Genomic DNA, 22,250 nt, shown 5'->3' on the forward strand with positions numbered 1-22,250 from the left:
GTCCGAAATGTTCGGACTGTCCCACCCCTTCAAAACATCCTGATGAGGTCGGAAACTGCGGCTCCCGGCCAGCATGGCCAGCCAACGAAATATGACCATGAATAAATTACAGGGAAAGATGGCCGTCATCACCGGAGGCACTCGAGGAATCGGTCTTGCGACCGCAACATTGTTTGCGAACGAAGGCGCTTACGTTTTCGTTACAGGACGCCACCAGAAGGAACTTGACGAGGCCGTGGCTTCCATCGGCAAGAACGTCACTGGCGTCCAGGGAGACGTGGCCAATCCCGACGACCTCGATCGTCTCTACGAGCGCGTCAAAGCCAGGGGTGGCATCGATATCCTTTTCGCCAACGTCGGCCTAGGGGGATTTGTTCCCTTGGGAAGCATCACCGAGGACTACTACGACAAGATGTTCGACACGAACGTCAAAGGTCTGCTCTTCACCGTCCAGAAAGCGCTACCGCTTTTAAACAATGGCGCTTCCATCATCCTGACCGGCTCGGCCGCGGCCGCCAAGGGCACTCCCGGTTTTGGCGTCTACGCGGCGAGCAAAGCGGCGATCCGCTCGTTCGTGCGAACCTGGACCGTCGAACTGAAAGACCGGCACATACGGTCGAATGTCCTCAGTCCCGGGCCAGTATCCACACCCCAGACGGCGATCCAACCGCCCGAAGCCATTGCCCGCATCGTAGCCTCCGTGCCGATGGGCCGCATGGCGGAGCCCGAGGAGATCGCGAAAGCGGCCCTCTTCCTGGCGTCGGACGAATCCAGCTTCATCACGGGGATCGAACTGTTCGCCGATGGCGGTAGGGCGCAGGTCTAACTTTCGATGCCTATGTCACGCAACGTCCGGTCGGTCGTCTTCGCCAACACCTTCGAACACCTGCATCATTTTCTCCCAGCGACCTGACCGGGACCTCTAGATGAACGGCGGATCACCTGTGGCTGTAAAGGCAGCCCGGCTAAGCGCGACTTGTCGCTTCTTCTCATCGTGCACGAACTGGTCGTAGGTCGCTCAGCGAATAGATGACACCCTGCGTCGACAAGAGGGCGTCACCGAAAATCTCTCCAAGAGCCTTGTGGAAATCGGCTTGCTTGTCCCCGCAGCCGACATGCACGCACGCGTACGCACGCCAAAGAGCGAGCGCGATGTCGCGGGCAACGGGCAGCTCGCGTGCCGAGTGTTCGTTTGATGACCGGTTTGCCGAGGACGCTGACGAGCGACACGGGTGTGCGCCGGCGAAAGTGCCAGGTGCCGCAAGGTGTTTTGACGAGGTAGTGCGGAACGCGCATCGGAAGACCTATGTGTCCCGAAATGTGTCCCGATGGCAATTTTTCCTGACCAACACACGTAATTGATTTTACTTGGAAAAATACGGTCTGGCGGAGAGAGTGGGATTCGAACCCACGGTAGGCTCACACCTACGGCAGTTTTCAAGACTGCTGCCTTAAACCACTCGGCCATCTCTCCGTATTTTCAAGCACCGAAAGGGCATTGCACCCTACCCGGCTCTAAACATTGACGCCCCCAGGGAAACCCCCGAGGGCGCCAATCATACCCGACGATCAGGCAATAGCCTCAATCCCCGCCATATACGGCCGCAGCACTTCGGGCACCTCGATCGACCCATCGGCTTGCTGGAAGTTCTCCATCACCGCCACCAGGGTCCGGCCCACGGCTAACCCCGACCCATTCAACGTATGCACCAGCTCCGGCTTGCTACTCGCCGGATTCCGCCAGCGAGCCGACATCCGCCGCGCCTGGAAGTCCGTGCAGTTGGAGCAGCTGCTGATCTCCCGATACGTATTCTGGCTAGGCAGCCAAACCTCGAGGTCATAGGTCTTCGCCACAGCAAATCCCATATCCCCCGTGCACAGCTGCACCTTGCGGTACGGCAGCTTCAGCGCCTGAAGCACGGCTTCGGCGTGGCCAACCATTTCCTCGAGCTGCGCGAAGCTGGTGTCGGCGGTGGCAATCTGCACCATCTCGACCTTCTCGAACTGGTGCTGACGGATCATGCCGCGGGTGTCGCGGCCGTAGCTGCCGGCTTCCGCGCGGAAGCACATGGAATGCGCGGTCATCCGCATGGGCAGCTCGCCGGCGTCGACGATGCTCTCGCGTACGAGGTTGGTCAGCGTCACTTCGGAGGTGGGGATGAGGTAGCGCTTTACCTCGTCGACCATCGTGCCGAACAAATCGTCTTCGAACTTGGGCAGCTGGCTGGTGCCTTCCATCGCGGCGGCATTCACGATCAACGGCACGTTGTGCTCGAGGTAGCCGTGGCGCGTGGTGTGCAGGTCCAGCATGAACTGGGCGAGCGCGCGGTGCAGGTGCGCGAGCTGGCCACGCAGCACGGTGAAGCGTGCACCGGACAGCTTGGCCCCGGCTTCGCCGTCGAGCCAGCCGTGACGGGCACCCAGGTCCACGTGGTCCTTCACCGGGAAGTCGAACGGACGCGGGTGACCCCAACGGAGGATCTCCACGTTGTCGTTCTCGTCCTTGCCGATGGGCACGGATTCGTCCGGGAGGTTCGGGATGCCCAGGGCGATGTCCGCCAGCCTGGCCTGGACCTCGGCGAGCGCCTGCTCGTTGGTCTTGAGCTTGTCGCCGATACCGGCAACCTCGGCCATGAGCCCATCCACGCTTTCGCCCTTGCCCTTGGCCTGGCCGATGGCCTTGGAACGGGTATTGCGCAGGTTCTGCAGCTCCTGGGTCTCGGTGGAAAGCGCCTTGCGCTCGGATTCGAGGCGCTCGATCGTCGCGACGTCGAGGTCGAAGTTCCGGGTGGCGCGCAGGCGCTCAGCCGTTTCGGCGAGCTTGCCGCGCAGGAGGGCGGGATCCAGCATAAGAAGGGGTTCCGTGGTGTGTATACGATACGGACGTACTGTCCGCCCGCGATTATCGCTGGCGCAGCATCCGGCCCGCAAACCGGGCCGGATGCTGGCCTGCCTTCCTTACCTTACGTAGACGCGCGCGGTGCCGTCTGGCTTCAGACCCGCGACGGGGCTGGAGCAGTTCGCCGTTTTAAAATACTCGAACAAATACGTGATGTTACGAACGATCCAGCCGGCCTGCGAGGAAGCGTTCATGGACAGGCAGGCCCAGAGCTTCCGCGGCTCACCCGGAAGGGTCACGAAGACCTGGTAGGCCATCTCGGTCGGGGGGTTCCAGTAGTTGAAATTGCCCTGGATGGTGCAGGTCGCCGTTGTGGTCGCCGCGCAATTGATGTCCGAGAAGGACATCAGCTCCGGGTTGCTCGGCTCTTGAGAGAACTTGGCGACGATCGGAGCCATCGCTGACAGCTGGCTCGATGTCGTCAGGTCCGCTACGGCGGCGTCCGAGACATTGCCGTCGCAACCGGCACAGGGCGTGCCGCGATTAAGCGGCCACTGGGTCACTGCGAACAGATTGAACGTCGGGTGCTGGTTCAAGAAAAGTGCAATCTGCGCTGCGGTCGTGGCGTCGTTGTGATACGTCTCGATGAGCATGACCGGCTTGACGCGCTCGCTGGCCGGCAAGGTATTCCACACGTCGGTAAGGTTCGCGTAGACGTCGCCATAGGCAGTGAACGCATAACGCGACGGACGGGCCGCCCCATACGCCGCCAGGGTTCGGGAAACGTTGTCGGCATTGGCGATAGACGAAAAACCGAACGTGTCCGACGAGCCGAACACAAAGGTGTAGTCCGCCCACAGACGCTGCATGTACTGAAGCGTCATGCCATTGCGATCCGCGGCCCCTTCGCCACCCAGATCGTATATGGCCCCTGTGACGCTTCCGGCCAGTTCCTGGTCGGTGATCGTGTGCACCTTTACGATGTAGTTCCAGGAATGCTGATAGGCCACCTCGTCCCAGCTTGCCCAACCCGCGGCGGCACCGTCGGTGAACCGAATGACGACGTTCCGGAAACCGAGTGCTACGGCGCGCTTCAACAACGCCCGCAGGTTGGCTTCGTGCGTCGGATGCATGGTGCCCAGACTATTGTCGATCGTCTCGCCCCATACCCAATCGTCCGGAAACCCGTTGTAACAGGCGCCGCTGGCGGCACAGACGGATAGATCCCGCATGCCGAACTGGAGAACGATGTAGTCCATTCCCGAAGCTCGCATGGCCGCGAGTTGCGAATTCGCCAGCGTCGGATTGATGTTGTACAGCCCAATCGGCGTCTTGAAGTTACGCCCGGGGACATACCACCAGTTGTTCACGGTTGACCACGGAATCGTCGATGAGTACGTGCCGAGGTCGTAGGTGAAATAAACCACGCCCTGCCCGCCTACGGAGGCCGCCCGGGCCGAAGGGAAAAGACTGGTGACAAACAGACAAAATAGCGCCGCGATAGATCGAAATTTCACGAAACCCTCCTGGTTAATGTCGCAAGTGCGCCGACGTCCACCAGGGGACGCGTGCAATGCGACGATCCGTCGTCGGCGCTGGGCCGGATACGTTGCGACATCCCCTGTGGCGTCGCGGAGTCTACTCTCGGCCCAGGGTTGCGCAAATCGTAATATCTTGCCACCAACGGAGGGGATGGCTCATGGGGGCGATGTACTTCGCCCGGCCAGATCAGAACTTGTAAGTGAACTTCAGCGCCCCGCTGTTCGACTGGAAGTGACTGGCGAACTCGCCCTGGTATTCCAGACGAATGTCGACATCCTTGCTCGCCTTCAGGTCCACGCCGGCCACGCCCTTGAGGCGGTCCTGTGGCATATCGCTGGTCATGTGGAAGTAGACCGGACCCGGCGCGTCGGCGAACTGCATGTCCGTGCCCAGTTTGTTCTGGCTGTAGAACGAGCCGCCCAGGCCCGCATAGACCTGCAAAGCCATGCCGCCGGTGAAGGCGAAACGACTGCCGGCCTCGATCATGGGCGACGCGCCGAGGACGTGGGAATGCGAGGCCGCCACGTGCAGATCAAGGGGGCCGGCGCCTTTCTCGGTGTATCCATCCGAGTCGATGCGCGTCGCGTGCAGGTCCATGTACGGCTTCAGGTACCAGCTAGCGAAGGCGAATTGTCGGCTGATGCGCGAATGCAGGCCCCAGTGAGACACGTCGAACGAGGCGCGAGCCGCACCACCCAAGCCGGGCAACTGTGCCTGGCGCGTGGAGGTGTAGGACATCTCGCCGCCTTCGAGCGCGGCCGAAACCAGCCAGTCGCCCATCTGGTGCTTGACCACCGCGCCAGCCGTCCAGCCACTGCCGTTGATCGAATCCGAAGCTGACTTCGTGTCGAGGTCGCTGTGGTCCGACGAGACGGAGCCACCGACGAACCAGTCGGAATCCACCTCCTTCTGGCCACCGAGCTGGAACACCTGTCCATTCTGGTGGTACCCGACGCTCTCATTCCCGGCATCGCGATCGGTACTGTTGGAAATCACGCGGCCCCACGCGCAATCGTGCTCGCGCTGGAACAGGCCACCGTCTTCGAATCTCGGGCAGCTGTTCATGCGTTCGACGAAGGCATTGCTCGCCACGACATGCGCAACGCTCGCCGCCTGGCTTCCTTCATCCGCGATGTTCGTCAGGGCGGTGATGTACTCATTCGAGTTCTTCACCGACGCAAGGCTGGCGTAGGTCTGCGCGAGCGACTGTGACATGCCGCTGTTCCAGTTCCTATCCAGGTAGAGCGCCTCGGCAACCAAGGATAAAGGTGCCTGTGCTTGTGTGGCCGTGGACGAGAAATGCGATACCGCATCGGCGCTCACGAGCAGTCCGCTCTGGCTGGCCAGCGCAGTGTAGTTGAACAGATAGTTGCCGCCTGGATCGACGACGGGCGTGGATGGTGCATTGTTCTGGAAATCCACCGCATCCACGATGGCGATGTTGGTTTCGGGCATGAGCGACTTGGGAACGATGGCTATGTTCGATCCGATGTTCCAGTTGACCTTCCCGGTGATGGCCAGATGGTTAGCTGTCCGGTTGTAGAAATCGACGTTCGTCTTGATGGCGCCGGTATTGGTCAGGTTGCCATCGATATTGCTGGTGAGATCCGCGTTGGCGATACCACTGTTGGCCCCGCCGATTTCAAGCGTGCCGGAGTTGATCACGTTACCCGTGGTGTTCCCGTTGGTTCCCCAATATCCCTGGTTGTCGAAGGTTCCGCCCTTGCCGCTGTTACCCAGGACACCGATACTCACGTCCCCGTAGATCGCGCCACCGGCATAGTTGGTCGCATTGGCGAAGCTCAGCGCTGTCGACGTTGCCGCGATGGCTGTGCCGTCCAGGCCATTGATGGTCCCGTAGTTGCTCACCTGACCGTCGCCGTTGCTGTTTCCACCCGCCAGCACGATCGCCGGCGCGGAGATGTTTCCCATAATGGTGGCGCCGCCGGTATTGGTGATCGCCACGAGCGAATTACCGTTATATCCCTGCGAATCGACATAGACCGCGCTCGACCCTTTACCCGTCGCCTGAACCGTCCCACTGTTCGTGATCACGATGGTGCCCGCATTGCCCGAACCGCCGGACGAGCCCATGTAAACGCCTCCGGTGGTCGCGTAGTAACCGCCGCCGCCCCCGACGCTCTGCGCAAAGATGGCGTGGGCATTGGCGCCGGAGGTCGACACCGAGCCGGTGTTATCGATGGTGATATTGCCGCCCGCACCGATGCGGGCAACATGTGCGTTCTCGTTGTCATGCGGAAACGCGATCGTCGTCGCGCCTGCAGCGAAATCGCCCGCCAGGACACCGCCGGCACCCACCGTCTGCGCGAGGACGCCATAAGCGCCGTCACCAAGCGTGTTGATGCTTCCACCCAAGGTCATGCTGATGTTGCCGCCGTCGCCTATCATGAGCGGGTTATTGAACGGATTGGTGTTCCCTTCGGTCAATCCGACAATCCAGCCGCCGCCACCGCCGATGCTCTGGGCGAGCACGCCATGCGCATCGCGCTTTGCGGTACTCACGCTGCTTCCCGCCGACGTGGTCACGTTGACATCGCCACCATCGCCGCAGGCGTTAGTGAGCAGCTGTGTCGTCTTGCACGTCGGGTAGGCGGTCGCAGCGATGGCGTTGCTACCCACGCTCACGGCATTCAGGCTTCCCTTGGGGTCGGCAAGCGGATTGGTGACGCCCGACGACAAGCCGGCGAGGACGCCCTGGGTGGCCGCTGTCTGCATCACCACCACATCGCCGCCGCCACCGCCCACGCTCTGCGCGACGATACCGACCGCATCGTTGCCGGCCGTCGTGATGCTGCCGTTGTTCGTCACCGACACAGCGCCGCCATCACCCGTGGTGCCCAGGCTGCCGGCGAGCGAAATCTGGATGGGTGCGTCGCTCCCGGACGAAGCGTAGTTGCTTGCCGTCAACAGCGTATGGCCACCACCACCGCCGACGCTCTGCGCCAGCACGCCGAACGATGCATCCCCGGCGGTGCCGACCGTGCCGGTATTGGTCGCCGTGACCGCGCCGCCGTTACCGAAATTGTAGGCTTTGCCGCCGTTGGTGGCCTTGAAGGCCACGCCTGGCTTGAAGTTGGAGTTCTGTGTCTGCGTCACAGTGGTAGCGCCGGCGACACCACCGCCCGCGCCCACGCTCTGGGCGAGGATGCCGGGTGAGGCCGGGCCGAACGTCTGCACGGTGAAGGCATTGGTCGCTGCGACGTTGCCGCCGTCACCTTGCGTCGAGGAGCCTGCTGGCTCGTTATCGAGATTGGTGCCACCGCCAACGTTCAGCACGACAGCGGCAACCACATCGGACGTATCCGGGGAGTCGTTCGAAGGATGGGCGGCCGCGTAGGTGAGATAGTCCTGAGCCCAGCCTTCCATCTGCTCCAGGCTCGTCAGGTACCACCCCGCGGGGCCCCAGGCTTGCACGCCGGCATAGGTGTTCAAGCGCTTGTCGCTGGCACTGTTCAGCACCGTGCTTGCCGCAAGGTAATCGGCGAGCGTCGTGGCCGAGGTGGGAAGCCCGGCCGTCGTACCCGTGCCGGCCTTACCGCCACCACCGCCGACCGACTGGACGAACATGCCCGCGGCGTCACCGCCGTAAGTGACGATGGTCGCGTTGTTGGTGGCACTCACCGTGCCGCCATTACCGGCCTCGCCACCGCCGCCGGACAGCGTCATGGTTTCGTTTTGCTTGCCGGCGGCACTTTTGATCGTGCCGCCGGTGAACAGGCCACCACCGCCACCGACGCTCTGCGCAAAGATGCCGTTCGCGCCATCACCGATGGTGAGGAGATTGCCCGCGTTCGTCACGGTGATGCCGCCGCCGTTGGCACCGGAGCCACCGCTGCCGCCGAGGGAGATAGAGGCTGAGCTCGTGCTCTTGGCCTGCAACGACGTTGCGGTGTCTTTGCTGGTGCCGCCGGAACCGCCGCCACCGCCCACGCTCTGCGCGAAGATGGCATCCGAGCTATCGCCCAGCGTCCAGACGAGCGAGTTTTGCGTGTTGGTCACGGTGACATTGCCCGCCGCCCCGCCGTTACCGCCCGAACCGCCGAGCGATACGGTGAGGTTGGCGCTGGCGGCGGTCTTGGGGCCCACGATCGCCGTGATCACGCTCGAGTCGCCGCCGTTGCCACCGCCACCGGCGACACTCTGGGCAAGTACGCCGTGGGCAGCGGCACCCGCGGTCATGATCACGCCATCATTGGTAGCGGTGACATTGCCGCTGGGCGAGCCATCGCCACCCTTTCCGCCCACCGACGTATTGATGACGACGGTAGGCATGTCGGGCGGTGCGATCGCGAACGCGTCGGAGAGGCTGGCACCACCATTGCCGCCACCGCCCGCGATGCTCTGCGCCAGCAGGCCCCACGCGTCGCTACCACCGGTCAGGATCTGGCCCTGGTTGGTCGCGATGACGTCGCCGGCACTGCCGCCCGAGCCGCCATTGCCACCCACCGTCACGTTGATATCGAGTACCGCGCTCGCGGAGTACGACGTAGCGCCACCGCCGTCGCCGCCACCGCCGCCGACCGCCTGGGCAACGACGCCCTTGGCGTGATCGCCTGTGGTACTGACGATGCCGAGGTTGGCGAGGCTCACTTGCGTGGTGCCAGGCGTGCCTGCTTCTCCACCCGTGCCACCCGTGCCGCCCACCGTATAGCTGAAGGGGCCGAGCGACGCGTTGGTCGATGAGCCGCCGGTGCCACCGCCACCGCCGATGCTTTGCGCGACGAGGCCGCTGGAGCGGGTGCCGTTCGTTGCGATGATGAAGCCCGCCTGGGCCGGGTCACTTCCCGAAGCAAGGCTGCCGTTGTTCAACGTCACCGTGCCCGATGCGCCGCCGCTTTCGCCGTCACCGCCAATGGACACGCCTCCGCCGATCGCGCCGCCTTCGACGGAGCCACCCGACCCACCGCCGCCGCCGATGCTCTGCGCCACCACGCCCATGGAGTCGTCGCCCGTCGTCGCGATGAGGTCCGACGGCCAGTTCGTGTTGGACGAATCGCCCATGGTGACCGACACGACACCGGCCGTACCGCCGGCGGCGCCATTACCACCCTTCTTCGAGAACATGCCGCCCGCACCGGAACCATTGCCACCGGCGCCGCCAATGCTCTGCGCAAGGACGCCTGCCGCGGCGAAGCCGCTGGTGGAGATGTTCACATCGTTCAGGGCCATGGAAACGTTCCCGGCGTTCCCGGCGCCGCCGCCCGCACCCGCGGACCCAGCGGTGCCGTCGCCTTCGCCGCCGTTGCCGCCCAAACCGCCGATGCTCTGCGCCTGGATGCCCGCTGCCATGACGGCCGCCTGCGCCACGCCGCCGCTCGCGTCGATCGGGACGATGGCGCCGGTAGCGACTGTCGGGGCACCGACGGCCGTGATGAAGGGCGTGGTCGACGCACCAGGCGCACCGACGGTCACGTTGATATCGCCGCCGTTACCGCCCGCGCCGCCGATGCCGCCGATACCGACCCCGAGATCCGAGTAGGAACCTGTGCCGTCGCCACCCTTGCCACCCTGGCTCAGCAGCACGACGGCTGCACCCTGGGACGACACGCCACCGGTGTGCAGGTTATAGGTGAGGTAACCGCCGTTACCGCCTGTGTTCCCCGCAGCGCCCTTAACCTTGCCCGCCCCGCTCGCGCCATCGCTCGGCAGCGGGTTGGCGGCATCGCCGCCGATGGCCTGCATCAAGACCGCCGTGGTGCCGGGCTGGCTGTTGTTCCAGCCGCTACTGCTGGCGACGGTCACGAACTGGTCGAACAACACGCCATACGACGAGCCACCGCCACCGGGCTGCCCCGGGTGCCCGTTGTTGCCGCTCATCTTGCCCGCCGTGGCGCCGTCGCCGCCGAGGCTTTGCAGCCAGACGGCCGCGTTGGCATTGTCCGCCGTGCTGACGTTGGTGCTGTTGACCCAAGCCCCGCTGCCAATGGTCAACTCGACGAGGTTGCCATCGCCACCCTGACCGCCATTGCCGGTGGGATTGCCGCCGTCGGAGCCGGTTCCACCCTGGCCGCCAGCACTGATCATGGTGATCGATGGCGCCGTGTCGCCAGGCGACAGCCCGTAGTAGACCGCGGTCGACTGCGAGCCCTGCACGCCGGTCTCGTCGAGGCCGCTGTTCCCGATCGACTGCACGTTCACCGCCGGGACATTAGGCGTCGGCAGGCCTGGCGTCGCAAGCACGTCGCCGCTGTAGAGGGTCGCCACAACGAGAAAGGCGAGGGCCTGCGAAAGCGGGCGACGCGCAAGACGACGGAGCGTGTCGGGACCGTTGGATCGGCGATGCGGGAGCGTTTTCATAGTCGGAATGTCCGGTGTGATCGATGACACGATCGTCGCGAACATCGCCGGGCCAATCTGTCGCTTTGCAGCTCGCTATGTCTGAATCGCACGGCCGCTGGACCATGCGAGCCATGCGTCGTGCGAATCGACAAGTCAAAACAGGGGAAGCCTGTAGCGTCAGTGACGGCAAACACCGCTCAAAAGCACTTTCTCCAGGCAAGACCGTGATCAGAACCCGACCAGAACTTCAGGCAAGGCTCGACGCACTTGCTGCGACGCTGCACCAGCTGAATGTCGATGGCGCTCGACAGCAATCGCTGTGGGAAGCGTTTGAGCTCTACACCAACATTTCCGTGGATGCATACGTCGACGAGGTCGACCGCGCCTGGTGGTGCGAGCAGGTCTGCGCGGCTGCCGAGCACTACGGCCTGGCGAATCATCTCTGGTTGCAAATGCCGGACATGCTTTAGTGCGCGCTTATCGCTTGAGATAGGCGCCCGGGGTGCAGCCGATCATTTGCTTGAAGAACGAGATGAACGCGCTGTCGCTCGCAAATCCCAGCTCAGCCGAGGTATGCGAAACCGGCTGTCCTGTCACGAGCATCTCCACGCCGCGGAGCACACGCCACTGCTGCCGCCACTGCTGGTAACTCATGCCGGTTTCCCGCTGGAAGATGCGCCCTATCGTCTTGGCCGTCGCGCCGATGACATTCGCCAGCTCGCGGAGCTCGGGTGGGAGGACGTCTGGCTGTGCCATGAGCGGAGCCAGACGCCTGTCCTGCGGCATCGGTAACAGCATCGGCTGCCGGGGCGCCTCCCGAATCTCATGAAGGCTGAGTTCGATCAGATGGTCGAACGGCGGCTCTGCCCAGTCCTGATCGACGGGCGCCACGACGAGCGCTTCAACAATCGCTTCCATGAGGGGACTCACGGCCATGACAAAGGCCTGTTGCGGAAGCTGCGCACTGGTTTGCTCGTCATAGAAGACCAGGCGGACGTCCGCCGAATGACGAACAACCGTGCGGTGCGGTATGTGGGGAGGAATCCACACGGCGCGCGAGGGCGGAAGCAGGCAGAGCAAATCTCCCACCGTGAGCCGGGTGCACCCCTGCACGGCGAAACAAAGCTGCCCCTGCGCATGTTGATGAAAGTCGGTGTCATCGTCGGACACGACGATGGCGAACGCTGCCACCTTACCCGCCAGGGTTGGCGTGTCAGGGCAGATCTTAGTGCGCACGTAGGACTCGATCCTGGGCATGGAGCTAGTGTGCGCGCGGGCTGGGACCCTGTCCACGAGGCCGAAATTGCCGAAAGCGTGCATGGTGCATGTTGTCCGATTTCAAGAACTTTATGTCCCGTCGCAGAAAGCGCAATGCCGCGCGTTCTTGAACAATAAGCGTGCCTTCAAGGCATCTGTTCAAAGGGGCTGGGGACCAAACCCCTTCAACCATCCGAGGCAACGTTGCGACAAGCCAAAGGCTTCGTTGCGGGGGACGTGCGGCCTGAATCAACACGCATCCACGTGCATCTGCATCAGAGGTCGGCTGTATGACGGTTTTTCACGATTCCCACTGCATGGCGTTGCATAGCGTCACCGAGGTCATCCCACCGAATGGCGTCGCCGTCACCGTGATCGTCGTGATGGGCCCGTATGCCATCCAGCGTCGCGTCGATGGCGAATGGGCCGATCACCTCAAGCTCCCGGAGGGTGGTGTACTGGTGATGAAGTCGACCGATGCCATCCGACTCGTGGGTGTGGCGCCGAAAGGCGTGGCACTCATGGTGTCGGAGGCCAGTGCCGCCGCGCATCTGGGCCACCTTGGCGAGGATCTCGGCGCAGGGCGTCTGGTGCGGCTATCACTGGATCCACTCATCCTTAGTCTCGGGAAGGCGCTAATCACCTCGATGTACGACGGTGTCGATAACCTCGTCACAAAGAACGTGATGGACGTCCTCGTCACGCGGCTCGGTCAGGTGTCGCGACAGCCGCTAAGCGCAACCGAATTCGAGCGGACTTCGCTGCCGAACTGGCGTTTGCGCCGTGTCATCAATTACGTGGATGGGCGGTTAGACGAGGGCATTTCCCTCACCGAGATGGCGTCGGTCGCTGGCCTGTCGGCCATGTATTTTGCAGCACAGTTCAAGGCAGCGACGGGAATGCGGCCTCATCACTATGTGATTGCGCGACGGATCCAGCATGCCAAGCACCTCCTCCACCGATCAGAACACACGGTGTTGCACATCGCCCTGGCCGTGGGATTCCGAACGCAGTCACACTTCACAACGGTGTTCAAGAAACACGAGTCAATAACGCCTGCGCGTTGGCGTCGGGGGCAGCTTGCGGCCTGATCAGGAGCCATTCTGACTTGAAGCCTCCCGATGCCGCTGCATGGACCGGCACACCCAGTTCACCATCAGCAAGGCCGTGCCGAGGTTGGTCATCACCTCACCGGGCCAAACGTGTCCATAGCTGATGTCTTCAAAGCCCATCTGGTCGGCGACGATACCCAGCACGTTCACCAACCCGCCTGCCGCGATGCAGGCGTGGCACAAGCGCAGCAAGCGGCGAATATGACGATCGGTGAGCAGCCAACAACCGCATACGACCATGACCAGGCTGCATGAGAGGTCGGCGTAGAGATAGAAAAGCCCATCGTTCATGGTTTATCGCCTCCGGCGATGCGGTCGATCATACGATTGGCCAGCGAGTCGCCGCGCGAGTCGATCAGCCGCTGGGCAATCATCGTCAGCCGCAGCCCGAAACAGCCGACCAGGAAGGAAACGCCGGCCTGGATCTCGGCCGGCGAATCCGGAAGGAAACGTCGTTCCAGCATGGGCGCGAGGAAGATCGCCATCATCGCCCCGCACACCACCTGCACGACGGCACGTTTGCGCGAGGCCTCGTTACCCAGCGCCACCGGAAGGATGGCGCCACCCACCGCCGCCAGCAGCAGCCAGAAGCGGGTGAAGAGCAGCATGGTGTCCATGATGGTGACCTCGCTCAGGGTTGCGCGGCAGCCGCCGGCGACGGCTTGAGATCGCCGTGCCACGTGGTCTTCGCCGAGGGGAAATCGATCGCCAGGCGGCCGTCCTTGCCCGGCTTGAAGGTGACGTCACGACCCTGAAGGTCCTGGCAGAACTTCCCGCCGTTCGTGGACACCCCGAAGCGATACACCGTGGCCACATCGGCTTCCTTCAGGTACTTCGCCGGCACGTTGCACGCAAACGGCTCGTCAAAATGCACATCCGCCTTGTCCGCACTAAACGCCACCTGCGCACCCACATCCGAATTCGCCTGCTGCACCAACCCACTCCACCTCCCCTGCGGCTGCCCCGCCAATGCCAACCCAGGCACCAGACAACCCAGGACCAGAGCCCCCTGTAGGAGCCGATTCATCGGCGATGCTCTTCCAATATTCAAAAACATAAAACCTCCTAATGATTGAAATACCCAAACCCAACAACCCCGGCACCAACAACGACAGCAACCACCATCCCCAAAACCCACCCACGCCTCCGCCGCAACGACCCAGCCGGAACGTGATCCACACAAGCCAACACCGCCCTCGCCCACTCCGCCGACACCCGCAACCCCGAAAGCTTCTCCATCACCCCACCTCCGCCACGACCGGCACGCTCACCACCCGATCGTCCAGGACGATCCGCGGTTGCCACGCATCCGCCGCGCGAAAACTGATGCTCATGTGATGCATCCGCAGCCGCCGGAACCACCTGCGCCGCGCCGGCCGCATGTCGATCACCAGCTCGTCGACACCAAAGGGCCCGCGCTCGTAACGCAGCCGGCAATCGAACGCCACCGATAACTCGGTCACCAGCGGCACGCGCGGATCGCGGAACGCACGCAGCGGAATTACCACCGGCTCGAGCGGCGCATCCGGACCGGGATCGCGCGGAATCTCAACGTGCAGGGCCTGGGCATCGGTATCGCCCGCTTCGATATGCATGGCACGGCGTCGCCGCAGAGCCTCGTTGGCCGCTTCCACGGACACGCGCAGCGCGTACAACAACTGGTCGAACGTGCAGACAGCCATGTGCCCTACTCCCCGATCAGCCAGGATGGTTTGCGTGGAAAACCCACGTGGTAGCAGATCCACTGCAGCACTACCTGGTGCTCGCCGATCTGCAGAATGGTGAAGCTCTTTTCCATGCCGATGACCGAACCGCGCGGCGAATCGGTAAGGCAGCGGTTGAGCAAGGCGCGTGCTTCTTCGATCTTCGCCTCGCTATTCATCTGGTTGGGGTTGTCGCTACCGACAACCACGCGTTTGACGAACTTCACGTCGGTCAGGTCGAACATCCTGTGTCTCCCGCAGAAGGGATCGCGACACCTCGGGGGTATCGCGATCCAATGGATCGAAGCGATTAACCGCCCGCCGCCGCACCACCGCCAGCAGCCGCACCACCACCCGCCGCACCGCCACCGGCAAGCGCCGGCGTGGCCGACACAGGCACCGGCTTACTGATCTTGCGCGGGGCGCAAGCCGTCTGCAGGATGTCCAGCACACGCATCAGGCCTTCCGGCGCGCCACCGTCTTCGGCGTGAACCGCGACGTTGTACTTGGCGGAGTTGTCAGACGCGCGGGTGCTTTCCTTCGACGAGGACACGGCACCGGAGACCTTCGCCGTGGCCTTGAAAATGCCCCAGCCGATCGACATCGACGCATCGAACGAGCCGCTCTTGGAGTCCTTCTCGGTCTGGCTGAAGGATGACTTCACTTCCATGTTGAAGGTGATGTCCACCGTCGTGATGCTCAGGTTGGGAACCTTGACGATGGCCAGCAGCGGCACTTCCAGCTCGACCTCTTCTTCGGCGATGCCAGCGCCGCTCGGGTCGTCCACGGGACGCTTGAACTTGAAGCTTGCGGTACGCGTGGCACCCACGCCGGTCGGATCGTTCGCGGCCGGCGGCAGGAAGCCGATGACCTTGATGAAATCCGCGGTGGCCTGGGCGAGCTTTACCTGGGCTTCGCAGGCGGCGGTGAGCGGCGAGCCGATCAGGTCGGCAATGGGCAGACCCTTGAACTGGCTTGAGATGTTGACGAGTTCGTCAGCCATGATGTGACTCCTTGTGATATTTGACGCGCCGCGCGGAATGCGCACCGCGGTTCAGCGCGATCGACGGATCAGTCGCCGGGCTTGAACGTCTTGAAGACCCCCTGGGTCTGTGAGAGGTGGTTCATCAGCCGCGCGGCGCCATCGGTGGGCTCGCTGCCTTCGACGCGGATCATCACGTGCACCGCGCCGCTCTTGCCTTCCTTGCCGCCGGCCGTCGGGTCCACGCGAAGGTGCGGGCGTGAGGACGCCGGCTTGCCTTTCCATCCGGGCTGCGCGGTCGAATCGTCGTCGGGCGTGTCGCCTTCGATCAGCGGACCGATGTCCGCATCGAAGGTGATCTCCACTTCCTTGATGCGCAGCACGTTGGTCGAGACCAGCGGCAGGATCGGCGCGCGGTAGAGATCTTCATCGTCTTCGCCGGCTTCCGGATGCATGGACGGCATGCGGATGACGACGCTCTTCGGCCGGTTGTCTTCGTCGAAGAAGTCGCTCAGGTGCGACATCTGGTGTTGCTCGATGCGGTCCTGTGCATCGACGACCGCGCCGGCAATGGCTTCGATCAGGGTGTTCAGTGAGGTCTGCGCGGCCATGGCTCAGACGCCTCCCTTTGCAGCGGGCGCCAGGTCGGGGAACGAGTCCACGCGGGCCAGCCAGCCTTTAAGGAACTTGCCCAGGCCCGGCCGCTGGTTCACCAGGTTGGTGTAGTAGTCCTTGCGGCCTTGCTTATAGGCCGTGTAAACGGCTACCGAATCGGCCGTGGCCAGGGCGGCCATCGTGCCGGCGCCGATCGCACCATCCACACCGAGCTGCGGCGAGGCACCGAGTGAGTTCAACACCCGTTGCAGCAGCTTCGAGGCATTGGCGCCGGCATTGACCTGGAAGTCGAAGACGATGTTCGCCAGCGGCTGCAGGGCGATCTCGTCGCCGTGCACCTTGTCCCAGTAGAGCGCCTTGTAGATCGTGCCGGCCTGGGCGTCGGTCAGGGCGCGCAGGTTGTCGAGCGTGGGCTGGAGGTTCAGCAGGCGCAGCGCGCACTGCTGGAACGTCCCGATGGTTACGCCCTTGTTGGTCGCGCCGCCCGGATCGGCGGGGTCGTTGACGAACCCGCCCTCGTGCTTGAGCAACGTGGGAAAAAAGGTACTGAAGTCGGCCATGAGTGATCTCCCGATGCGGCGTAGTGGGCCCTGGTGGGATCACTATCGGTTCGCATCGGCACGCGCGGGATCGGGAAAACACTGATTACCGCGCGTGCGAATCCTGATCGCGTCATGTCATGGTTCGAGGGCGGTGAGTCCTTCGCGCAGGGCGTAACGCGTGAGCTGCGCAATGCCGTTGATGCCGAGCTTGGCCATGATGTGCTCGCGGTGCGTGCCGACGGTCTTGACGCTCACGTGCAGGCGCACCGAGATGTCCCGTGCACTGAACCCTTCGGCGAACAACTGGGTGATTTCCCGTTCGCGCGGACTCAACGGCTCGCGCGGCGCGAAGGAAGGTGAGCTCGTGCGTCGCATGCCATCCACCAGCAGATGGGCGATATCCGGGCTGATGAAGAAACGCGAACGCATGACGCTGTCGATCGCCTCGTGCAGCACCTCGAAACCGTCGCGTTTGAGCACATAGCCGTGCGCGCCGGCGTCGAAGGCGGCGCGTACCCAGCGTGAATCGTCGTACGACGATAAGCAAAGCAGCCGCGTACGTGGACATCGCGGCGCGATGCGGCGTATCGCTTCCAGGCCGCTCAGGCCGCGCATGGCGCAGTCGAAGACGATCAGTCCGGGCTGGCAGCGAAGCGCCACGCGCACGCAGTCGCGTCCGTCGGCGGTGCTACCGATCACCTCGTAGCGTGGCAGCGCGGCCAGCAGCGACGCGACGCCCTCGCGCAGCAACGCCTGCTCGTCGGCAAGCAGCACGGTCAGCGGCATCACCGGAAACACCCAGCCAGGGTGGGCACGCGGTCAAAACGTAAAACACCGCCACGAGGGGCGGTGGTGTGGTCATGCGAAGACATCCTGGACCCCCTTGAAGACCCTCTGCCAGCTCCCCTGCCGGATGGACGGCCGCCGGGCTCTCCCGGCGGCCGTTACGCGCGCGGGCGTCGGACCTTAAAGATTGCCGATGCCTGTCGTGATCTCGTCGACACCGTCCTGCTTGGCGAATTCCTTCCATAGGTCGCTACCCGATGGATTGATCGGCGAGATGCCGTCCGTCCCGCCACCGGCGAAAGCGGTGCTCTTGCCCACTTCGTCGAAGAGGAGGTCGCGCTTGGTGGCCAGCACGCGGGCGCCGGTATCGTTGGCCAGGCGTTGCGCGGGCGCCCACAGCTCGTTGGTGTCGCTCAGCGTGCCGCCGCTCTTGGTGACTGCGCTCTCGCAGTTGGCCATCACGACACGCTGGACGCCGAGTCGGGTCACGCACTGGGCGAGCGATTTCAGTATGTCCACCCCTTTGATCTCGTCGCGGTGGCCGACCACGATCAACAACGAAAATTCTTTCGAAGTGACGTTGCCGAGCGCGGATCCGTCGACCCAGTTCGATACTGCGGGATACAGCGCTTGCAATCGCTTCGCTTCGCGCTCGCCGTCGGCGGAGCCGCTCGGCCAGGTAATAAGAGTCTTTGCCATGGGACACGCTCCAGTCGGTGGGTAGGTGCGAGAACCGTAGTTCGGTGCACCCCACCGGCCGTATCGGCCAAATGCTGATTTTCGCGACGGGAACTACTTAGATGAGAACTGCGCCTCACATGTTGATGCGCGTGGCCTCGGCCGGGAGCACGGTCAGTTCGCGCCAGTCCAGTTGCTCGAGCAGGAAGTTGTAGTCATCGTCGCTGAGCTGGAATGCTAGCCGGCAGCGCTCCAGCTCGGCACGCTGGGCCGCCACCGCCGCCTGGGACAACGCGCAATGACGGTCGAAGGCCTCGGTGCGGGCCGGCTGATCCAGCGCATCGGCTTCGATGCGGTAGAGCGCTGCGAGGCGTTTGCCCTCCTCGTCCGCTTCGATCGCCATGCGCTCCAGTGCCGCCTTGACCAGTCCCAGCCGCACCGTCCGCAGTTCCTGCTCGCCCACCGATCGCTGGTCGAGCCCGAGCAGGCGGATCACCGGGGCGAGGGTCAGTCCCTGCACTACCAGCGTCACCAGCACCACCGCGAAGGCGCTGAGCACCACCGTATCGCGTTGGGGGAAGTCGTCCGGAAGGATGAAGGCGGTGGCTAAGGTGACCAGCCCACGCATGCCACACCAGCCGGCCAATGTCGCTTGTTGCCAGCTGGCGGGTGGCTCCTGTCCGCGACGTGCCCGGTACCAGACGACGGTGCGGTTGAAGGCCAGCGTAAAGACGACACGCACGACGACCACGATGGCGGTGACGATCCCCGCGAAGATCAGCGCCTGGCGAAGATGCTCGCCGCTCATGTCGCCGACGATGCGTCGCGCCTGCAGGCCCATCAGCAGGAACGCGGTGACATTGAGGACGAACACCACTGCACCCCACACCGCATACGACTGCACGCGCAGCCTTGGCGAACTCGGATCCGAGCGTCGGGCGGCGACGGTCATCGCCATGGCGACCACGGCCAGCACGGGCGAGACATGCAGGTGCTCGGCGACGATCCACACCAGGAAGGTCGTGATGAACTGGAACAGGTTGCTGTCCAGCGTCCCGGTGATGAAGCGCGTGGCGTATGGCAACAGCACTCCCACCATCATGCCGAACAGCACGCCTCCCGGCGCCGCCAGGCCAAAACCCAGCACCTGTGCTGTCGTGACCGCGCCCGCCGTCTGCACCGACAAGGCCACGCCGAACAGCAGTAGCGCCGCCGCGTCGTTGAACAGGCTCTCGCCACGCAGGACCGCGTCGGTGCTACGCGGAATAGCCATGCCGGAGAGGATCGCCGTGGCCGCCGCGGCATCCGGTGGCGCGACGATGGCACCGAGCACCAGCGCCGCGGCGAACGGCAGGCCGGCGAGCGCCCAGCCGGCCCAAGCGACGAACAACGCCGTCAGCAACACGCCGCCGAGGGCTAGCGCGAGCAGCGGCAACCAGAAGCGCTTCGCGCGGGAAAACGGGAAATCGAAGGCCGCATCCATCAACGCCGGCGCGATGAACAAGGGCAAGGCGGTGCGCGGATCGATCGGAAAATCCGGCGCACCCGGCAGCAAGGCCACTCCCACTCCCGCCAGCGCGAGCATGGACGGATACGGCAACGAAAGGCGTCGGGCCACTTGCAGAAGCACGATGGCCGCCGCGAGCAACAGAAGCAGGCTCTCGAATAGAGTCAAGGGCGGCGCCTCCCAAGGTACGGTGCTTGGAGGTTACGTCTCTGCGACCGATGAGGCTACTTCGCGGCAAAACCCCGCTTCACACCCCTGCCCAGCCACCAGCCGATCACGGCACCGGCGAGCAACCAGCCGAAGGCCTGCTCGATCAGGGTGCCGAAGGTAAACGCCGCGGGGAACCGGTACCAGTTCCAGAACGGCACGCTGAGCGACAGCCAGGCGAAGACGCCGAAGGCCAGGCCGGTATATAGCCCCCGGATGGCGTTGACCGTGGAGCGGATAAGGACCAGGGCGATCAGCAAGGCGGCAAGCGTGTCGGACAACCACTGATGGAACAGGTTGTAGCCCATCTGCATATAGTCGCGGCCATAGGGCGCATAGACGATGAAGGCGAAGGGCGAGGCTTTGGCCTTGGTAGAGAAAGCTTCGACGGCCTTGGGATCGTCGTGCTTGGCCATGTCGAAATACGGCAGGATGAAGATCGCATGCTCGTTCGGCAGGTTCTCGTGCAGTGCGGCCAGAACCTTGTCTTCGTTGAGCGGCGCCCGGACCGACATCTCGCCGATCGGCAGCACCATGTGCGCGAACGCACCCCACAGGAACATCACTAATCCGCCAAGCAAGGTGGCAATGGCAATGCGCATGATCCTTCTCCGTGGCCGTGGTGGGTCGAGGGTACGACCGGATCGGGCCTCGGGGATATCGGTCTTTTGGGAGGGTGTCAGGCACCCCGACGACGCGCCGCGGCAGCGCGCTTCCTGTAGGAGCCGATTCATCGGCGAAAGGGTGCTAGCCCCATCCCTGCCCGCTGCCGCGGGATCGCCGATGAATCGGCTCCTACAACTGCACGGGTGCGGGGAGGGTCGCGTCAGGACTTCTTTTCACGCGCCGCCGCGCGAGCCGCGCGCAACGCCGCCAGCTTCTCGCCCAGCTTCAGTTCCAGGCCGCGATCGACCGGCTCATAGAACGTCATGCCAACAAGTTCATCCGGCAGGCACTGCTGGTCCAGCGCTACACCACCCTCGGCATCATGGTCGTACTGATAACCGCTGCCGTAGCCAAGGCCTTTCATCAGCTTGGTCGGCGCGTTGCGCAGGTGCATCGGCACATCCAGCGTGCCCATCTGCTTCACCGTAGCCTTCGCCTTGTTGAACGCCATGTACGCCGCATTGCTCTTCGGCGAGATGGCCAGCCAGATCGCCAGCTGCGCGAGGCCAAGCTCGCCCTCAGGACTGCCAAGGCGCTCGAAGGTATCCCAGGCATCGAGTGCCATGCGCCACGCACGTGGCTCAGCAAGGCCGACGTCTTCGACGGCCATGCGTGTCATGCGGCGCGCGAGATAGAGCGGATCGCAGCCGCCGTCGAGCATGCGGGTAAGCCAGTACACGGCGGCATCCGGATCGGACGAGCGCACGGATTTGTGCAGCGCCGAGATCTGGTCGTAGAACTGCTCGCCGCTCTTGTCGAAACGACGCGTGCGATCGGCCAGCACCTGCTCGAGCGTGACATCGTCGATATGCCCGCCGTCGGCCAGTTCGGCGGCGATTTCCAGCAGGGTGAGCGCGCGACGCACGTCGCCATCGGCGGCGCTGGCAATCAATCGCAGCGACGCGTCTTCAACGGTGAGGTTGAGATCACCCAGGCCGCGTTCGCTGTCGGCAAGCGCACGACGGAGCGCGGCGACGATGTCGTCCGGACTGACCGAATCGAGCACGTGCACGCGGCAACGCGACAGCAGCGCGGAGTTGAGCTCGAACGATGGGTTCTCGGTGGTCGCGCCGACGAAGATGATGACGCCGCGTTCGATGTGCGGCAGGAAGGCATCCTGTTGCGCCTTGTTGAAGCGATGCACCTCGTCGACGAAGAGCACGGTGCGGCGTCCCTGCGCGAAGTTGCCTTCGGCTTCGGCGAGCGCCTTGCGCACGTCCGGCAGGCCGCTCATCACCGCGGAAATCGCGCGGAAGTCCGCGTCCGCATAGCGCGCCACCAGCAGGGCCAGCGTGGTCTTGCCGCAGCCGGGCGGCCCCCACAGGATCATCGAATGGACCTTGCCCGCTTCGAGCGCGCGGCGCAGCGGCTTGCCTTCGCCGGCCACGCGCTGCTGCCCGACGATCTCGTCGAGGCTGCGCGGGCGCATGCGCTCGGCCAGCGGCTTCAGGGCTTCGGGTTCGGCGAACAGGCCGGGGGACTGAAAGGACATGGGACTCGGTGCTGACGGTGAA

Annotated in this window: 19 protein-coding genes, 1 tRNA gene and 1 pseudogene; 3 read left to right on the plus strand and 18 right to left on the minus strand. The window is 63.9% G+C overall.

Annotation, left to right across the window (positions count from 1 at the left end; genetic code table 11):
- The first annotated feature begins 97 nt into the window (after positions 1 to 97).
- Complete coding sequence (locus tag C8J98_RS07310; protein WP_107912433.1) at positions 98 to 826, plus strand: SDR family oxidoreductase; 729 nt, start codon at positions 98 to 100, stop codon at positions 824 to 826.
- A gap of 558 nt (positions 827 to 1,384) precedes the next feature.
- On the opposite strand, the gene C8J98_RS07315 is transcribed toward C8J98_RS07310, so the two are convergent.
- The 4 genes from C8J98_RS07315 to C8J98_RS07330 form a co-directional block, all read right to left on the minus strand.
- A tRNA-Ser gene (locus tag C8J98_RS07315) sits at positions 1,385 to 1,474 on the minus strand.
- Positions 1,475 to 1,569: 95 nt separating this feature from the next.
- The gene (gene serS, locus C8J98_RS07320) at positions 1,570 to 2,850 is read right to left on the minus strand and encodes a serine--tRNA ligase (protein ID WP_107912435.1); all 1,281 of its coding nucleotides are present in this window, start codon (positions 2,848 to 2,850) and stop codon (positions 1,570 to 1,572) included.
- 108 nt (positions 2,851 to 2,958) lie between these two features.
- A complete protein-coding gene (locus C8J98_RS07325) occupies positions 2,959 to 4,356 on the minus strand; it encodes a hypothetical protein (RefSeq protein ID WP_146171592.1) in 1,398 nt (465 codons plus the stop codon).
- Between the two features lie 211 nt (positions 4,357 to 4,567).
- Positions 4,568 to 10,699 (minus strand): autotransporter outer membrane beta-barrel domain-containing protein, encoded by a 6,132-nt coding sequence (locus C8J98_RS07330; protein ID WP_146171594.1) that lies wholly within the window; start codon positions 10,697 to 10,699, stop codon positions 4,568 to 4,570.
- A gap of 113 nt (positions 10,700 to 10,812) precedes the next feature.
- On the opposite strand from C8J98_RS07330, the gene C8J98_RS07335 reads away from it, so the two are divergent.
- On the plus strand, positions 10,813 to 11,151 hold the full coding sequence (locus C8J98_RS07335) for a hypothetical protein (RefSeq protein WP_146171595.1): 339 nt from the start codon (positions 10,813 to 10,815) through the stop codon (positions 11,149 to 11,151).
- Positions 11,152 to 11,158: 7 nt separating this feature from the next.
- Here C8J98_RS07335 and C8J98_RS07340 read toward each other — a convergent pair whose 3' ends face one another.
- A complete protein-coding gene (locus C8J98_RS07340) occupies positions 11,159 to 11,917 on the minus strand; it encodes a helix-turn-helix transcriptional regulator (protein WP_158272644.1) in 759 nt (252 codons plus the stop codon).
- 338 nt (positions 11,918 to 12,255) lie between these two features.
- On the opposite strand from C8J98_RS07340, the gene C8J98_RS07345 reads away from it, so the two are divergent.
- Entirely contained in the window at positions 12,256 to 13,029 is a 774-nt protein-coding gene (locus C8J98_RS07345) for an AraC family transcriptional regulator (protein ID WP_158272645.1), read from the plus strand.
- Here the strand turns inward: C8J98_RS07345 and C8J98_RS07350 are convergent, their stop codons facing one another.
- The 13 genes and pseudogenes from C8J98_RS07350 to C8J98_RS07410 form a co-directional block, all read right to left on the minus strand.
- A complete protein-coding gene (locus tag C8J98_RS07350) occupies positions 13,030 to 13,341 on the minus strand; it encodes a hypothetical protein (protein ID WP_107912446.1) in 312 nt (103 codons plus the stop codon).
- Positions 13,338 to 13,667 (minus strand): hypothetical protein, encoded by a 330-nt coding sequence (locus C8J98_RS07355; protein WP_107912448.1) that lies wholly within the window; start codon positions 13,665 to 13,667, stop codon positions 13,338 to 13,340. The genes C8J98_RS07350 and C8J98_RS07355 overlap by 4 nt, the downstream gene beginning before the upstream one ends.
- A 14-nt stretch (positions 13,668 to 13,681) precedes the next feature.
- Positions 13,682 to 13,984 carry a hypothetical protein gene (locus tag C8J98_RS07360; protein ID WP_107912449.1) on the minus strand — a complete coding sequence of 101 codons (303 nt, stop codon included), beginning with the start codon at positions 13,982 to 13,984 and terminating at the stop codon, positions 13,682 to 13,684.
- 304 nt (positions 13,985 to 14,288) lie between these two features.
- Positions 14,289 to 14,732 (minus strand): hypothetical protein, encoded by a 444-nt coding sequence (locus C8J98_RS07365; RefSeq protein ID WP_107912451.1) that lies wholly within the window; start codon positions 14,730 to 14,732, stop codon positions 14,289 to 14,291.
- A gap of 5 nt (positions 14,733 to 14,737) precedes the next feature.
- Positions 14,738 to 14,998 carry a hypothetical protein gene (locus C8J98_RS07370; RefSeq protein WP_107912453.1) on the minus strand — a complete coding sequence of 87 codons (261 nt, stop codon included), beginning with the start codon at positions 14,996 to 14,998 and terminating at the stop codon, positions 14,738 to 14,740.
- Between the two features lie 146 nt (positions 14,999 to 15,144).
- Positions 15,145 to 15,756, minus strand: a pseudogene (locus C8J98_RS07375) (DUF2589 domain-containing protein); the annotation flags it as partial.
- 68 nt (positions 15,757 to 15,824) lie between these two features.
- Positions 15,825 to 16,346: a DUF2589 domain-containing protein gene (locus tag C8J98_RS07380; RefSeq protein WP_107912455.1), complete on the minus strand. Its 522-nt coding sequence runs from the start codon at positions 16,344 to 16,346 to the stop codon at positions 15,825 to 15,827.
- A 3-nt stretch (positions 16,347 to 16,349) separates the two neighbouring features.
- The gene (locus C8J98_RS07385) at positions 16,350 to 16,910 is read right to left on the minus strand and encodes a glycosyl hydrolase 108 family protein (RefSeq protein ID WP_107912457.1); all 561 of its coding nucleotides are present in this window, start codon (positions 16,908 to 16,910) and stop codon (positions 16,350 to 16,352) included.
- Between the two features lie 117 nt (positions 16,911 to 17,027).
- Entirely contained in the window at positions 17,028 to 17,678 is a 651-nt protein-coding gene (locus C8J98_RS07390) for a response regulator transcription factor (RefSeq protein WP_107912458.1), read from the minus strand.
- Between the two features lie 180 nt (positions 17,679 to 17,858).
- Positions 17,859 to 18,377 carry a hypothetical protein gene (locus C8J98_RS07395; protein ID WP_107912460.1) on the minus strand — a complete coding sequence of 173 codons (519 nt, stop codon included), beginning with the start codon at positions 18,375 to 18,377 and terminating at the stop codon, positions 17,859 to 17,861.
- A gap of 115 nt (positions 18,378 to 18,492) precedes the next feature.
- Positions 18,493 to 20,031: a sodium:proton antiporter gene (locus C8J98_RS07400; protein ID WP_107912462.1), complete on the minus strand. Its 1,539-nt coding sequence runs from the start codon at positions 20,029 to 20,031 to the stop codon at positions 18,493 to 18,495.
- A gap of 56 nt (positions 20,032 to 20,087) precedes the next feature.
- Positions 20,088 to 20,672 (minus strand): hypothetical protein, encoded by a 585-nt coding sequence (locus C8J98_RS07405; protein ID WP_107912463.1) that lies wholly within the window; start codon positions 20,670 to 20,672, stop codon positions 20,088 to 20,090.
- Between the two features lie 224 nt (positions 20,673 to 20,896).
- Positions 20,897 to 22,228, minus strand: a complete 1,332-nt coding sequence (locus C8J98_RS07410) for a replication-associated recombination protein A (RefSeq protein ID WP_107912465.1) — start codon at positions 22,226 to 22,228, stop codon at positions 20,897 to 20,899.
- Between the last annotated feature and the right edge of the window lie 22 nt (positions 22,229 to 22,250).

The organism is Luteibacter sp. OK325, assembly GCF_003050935.1.
Taxonomy (GTDB): domain Bacteria; phylum Pseudomonadota; class Gammaproteobacteria; order Xanthomonadales; family Rhodanobacteraceae; genus Luteibacter.